3 protein-coding genes are annotated in these 3751 nt (G+C 59.7%); 1 reads left to right on the top strand and 2 read right to left on the bottom strand.

What is annotated here, in order from left to right; genetic code table 11:
- The first annotated feature begins 76 nt into the window (after positions 1 to 76).
- On the top strand, positions 77 to 631 hold the full coding sequence (locus LAT62_RS16165) for an NADPH-dependent FMN reductase (protein ID WP_293386243.1): 555 nt from the start codon (positions 77 to 79) through the stop codon (positions 629 to 631).
- A gap of 159 nt (positions 632 to 790) precedes the next feature.
- Here the strand turns inward: LAT62_RS16165 and LAT62_RS16170 are convergent, their stop codons facing one another.
- Positions 791 to 1696, bottom strand: coding sequence for an AEC family transporter (locus tag LAT62_RS16170; protein ID WP_293386245.1), 906 nt, complete (start codon positions 1694 to 1696; stop codon positions 791 to 793).
- 26 nt (positions 1697 to 1722) lie between these two features.
- Positions 1723 to 3210, bottom strand: coding sequence for a bifunctional 2-methylcitrate dehydratase/aconitate hydratase (locus LAT62_RS16175; RefSeq protein ID WP_293386247.1), 1488 nt, complete (start codon positions 3208 to 3210; stop codon positions 1723 to 1725).
- Positions 3211 to 3751: the final 541 nt, after the last annotated feature.

Here is a 3751-nt window from a genome sequence, read left to right on the forward strand (position 1 = left end):
TAGCGGTGTTGATTGACTCTGAATAGTCCTCATACTGGTCACATCCAACGTCAATTGTGACAAGAGAGGAATCAACATGCTCAAGATCGCCGTAGTGACAGGCAGTACTCGTCCGGGTCGTAACAATGAAGCCGTTGCCCACTGGGTACTGGACCATGCCAACAGGGTAGAAGGCGCTGAATTTGAACTGGTAGACATTGCTGATTTCAATCTGCCGCTGCTCGATGAGCCCATGCCGCCGATGATGAATCAGTATCAGCATGAGCATACCAAGAAGTGGTCAGCGAAGATTGCCGGGTTTGATGGCTATGTCTTCATTACACCCGAATACAACCACAGCACGTCTGCAGCGCTGAAAAACGCCATCGACTATCTGAACCTGGAATGGAACGACAAGGCCGCCGGTTTTGTCGGTTACGGTTCCGCCGGTGGCGTGCGTGCCGTGGAGCACCTGCGTCAGATCGCGTCCGAAGTGCGTCTGGCCCATGTGCGCGATCAGGTGCAGCTGTCGCTGTTCACCGACTTCGAGAACTTCAGCAGCTTCAAGCCGCAGCCCAATCAGGTGGACGCCCTGCACACCATGCTGAAAGACGTGGTGCGCTGGGCCGGCGCGATGAAAACCCTGCGCTGACACGCATTATCGCTTCGACGTGTACCATCGGTGGCGACTTTTGAAAGGCGGCTGATGCCGCCGAGCGCAGGCAAGCCAGCGCCTACAAATGTGCCACCTTGTAGGCGCGCGCCTTGGCCGCGCTCGGGGCCGAGAGGCCCCTGAGTTGGGGAGGCACGGCTACAGAATAAACGCCAGCACCACCGGAATGATCGCCAGGCTGCCAATATTGCCCATCAGCACCATGGCCGCTACCTTGTCCGGATCCTGGTTATACTTCTCCGCCAGCATATAGTTGAGCACCGCCGGCGGCAGTGCCGCGAATACCAGCAAATAGGCAAACTGGTCCGCATCCAGACGAAACACCAGCTGGAAAAACAGCACCGGAATCAGGCCGCTCAGCGGTGACAGAATCGTTCCCCACAAGCCCAGCTTCCACTGCCCCAGATCCACATCCGTCATGCGCACCCCTAGGGCAAACAGCATCAGCGGAATGGAAACCTGCCCCAGCATTTCGATAGCAATAAACAGGGGCTCCGGGATGGTCACATTCCAGATGCTGAATATCACCCCGATAATGGACGCCAGGATGATCGGCATGCGCAGCGTCTGCAAGGGCCGGCTATGGCCTTCCAGAATGTAGATACCCACCGTAAAGTGCAGCAGATTGCTCACCACGAACATCACGATGGCCGCAGGAAGCGCCGCTTCACCGAACGCCAGTACCAGCAGCGGAATACCCAGGTTGCCACTGTTGTTGAACATCATCGGCGGCAGCAGTGTCCTCGGAACCACCCCCAGCCAGCGGCAAAACGGCCAGGCGATAAGGGCAGAACCAAGCGCCACCACCACCGCCCCCAGCGCCAGCGGGAGGTAGTCCAGCAATCGGAAATCGCTGGATGCCATGACCGAAAAGATCAGGGCTGGAATGAACACATCGATGTTGATGCGGTTGGCCACGGCCATATCGGTCGGGCGCTTGCGTGCATACAGAAAACCCAGGGCGGCGATAGCCGCCAGGGGAAAGACCACACTAAAAATGCGCTGGAACAGCTGCACACTGGTCTCGTTGAACAGGATATCCATCCGGTTTCCTTAGGGCGATGACTGGCTCAGGCGATGACAAACTGCCCCATGAATCGATGCACAGGCATGTCATGCAAGCGTTGCGGATCCTTGAACAGCGCCAGTATCGCCTCTGATCGACCCGCGGTAAAGCGGGTGGCCAGGTTGGCCGCAAACTTCTTCTCCAGTTCCGGCTTGGCCTCGTCACGGCGCCGCCGGTGGCCCAGCGGGTATTCAACGGTCACCTGTTCGGTGTTGCTGCCATCCTTGAAGAACACCTGAATTGCATTGGCGATGGAGCGCTTGTCGGCTTCCAGATACTCGCGGGTAAAGCGCGGCTCTTCGACCACTTCCATCTTGCCGCGCAACTGGTCGATGATCGGGTTGTCCCGATGGAAGTCATCTTCATAGTGCTCGGCAATCAGGTTGCCGAAAGCCAGCGGCACGGCGGTCATGTACTGCAGGCAGTGGTCCCTGTCGGCCGGGTTGGCCAGATCGCCCACCTTGGAGATGATGCGAATGGCACTCTCATGGGTGTGAATGACGATGCGGTCGATATCCTGGAGACGATCCTTGACCTGATCATGCAGTTTCACGGCTGCTTCGGCCGCTGTCTGGGCGTGGAACTCGGCGGGGAATGAGACCTTGAACAGTACGTTTTCCATCACGTAACTGCCATACTCCTGACTGAAGGTCAGTTGGCGCTTACCTTCCGGCTTGACCTGCTGGTCGCGATTGGTCTTGCTGAAGGAGACGTCATAGAAGCCCCACTGAGGCGCGCTCAGGGCACCGGGTACCCCCATTTCGCCGCGCATGGCCATGTCGGCCAGCTTGACGGCGCGTGAGGTGGCATCGCCTGCGGCCCAGGATTTGCGCGACCCGGCGTTCGGGGCATGACGGTAGGTGCGCAGCGCCGAGCCATCGACCCAGGCATGTGACACAGCGGCCATGATCTGCTCGCGGTTGCCCCCCATCAGTTTGGCCGCAACTGCCGTGGAGGCCACGCGCACCAGCAACACGTGGTCCAGGCCGACGCGGTTGAAGCTGTTTTCCAAGGCGATCACGCCCTGGATTTCATGGGCCAGCACCATGGCTTTAAGTACGTCAATGACGGTGAACGGCGCTTCGCCGTCCGCCACGCGACGTTGTGACAGATGGTCGGTGACAGCCAGAATGGCACCCAGATTGTCGGACGGATGACCCCATTCGGCGGCCAGCCAGGTGTCGTTGTAGTCGAGCCAGCGGATGATGCAGCCGATGTCCCAGGCGCCCTTCACCGGGTCCAGGCTGAGATCTGTACCCGGCACCCGCGCACCGAACGGCACCTGAGTGCCCTCGACCACCGGGCCGAGCAGCTTGGTGCATTCGGGGAAGCGCAGGGCCAACAGACCGCAGCCCAGGGTGTCCAGCAGGCAGTAGCGGGCGGTAGTGAGTGCTTCCTCACTGGTGACGTCATAGGTCAGGACATAGTCTGCGATATCCTGAATCACCTTGTCGTAATCGGGTCTTTCGTTGGTGTCGAATGTTGCGCTCATGATTTCTCGTCTCTCTGTTAGCAATGTGTTGATTCTTTGTTTGGTCCTGGTGCCAAATTTGTAGGCTGTGGCGTAAGCCACGCACCGCGTCCTTCAGTCGACAGCCCCCCGGACCGAAGGAAAACTGCCTCTCGAGCTAAACCGCCTCTACGGGGTGCCCTGACCGCAGACACGCAAAAAACTCATACCAGGCCCATCCGTGGGCCTGGCCCTGCGGGCTCGCTGCGCTCGTGCAAAAACGCTCCTGGCGTTTTTGTCCCTGACAACTCGACTCCGCACATCCCTGTGCGGAGACGGTCTGCGGCTCAGGGCACCACCGCGCGGCGGCCGCACCAACCGTGGCTATTTTGAATGGGCGGCTGTCGCCGCCGAGCGCGACTCACGTCGCTGGCCTACAACACTGCCACCCTGTAGGCGCGTGCCTTGGCCGCGCTAGGCCACGAAGTGGCCCCAAGGCAGGCGGGTGAATAGCAAGGTCCGAGCCGCGTCAGCAGCCAAGCGAATCGTTGTGGTGCCGCCGGATGTTGCGCCAGCCCACGGA

Source organism: Natronospirillum sp. (assembly GCF_022565775.1).
Lineage (GTDB): Bacteria > Pseudomonadota > Gammaproteobacteria > Pseudomonadales > Natronospirillaceae > Natronospirillum.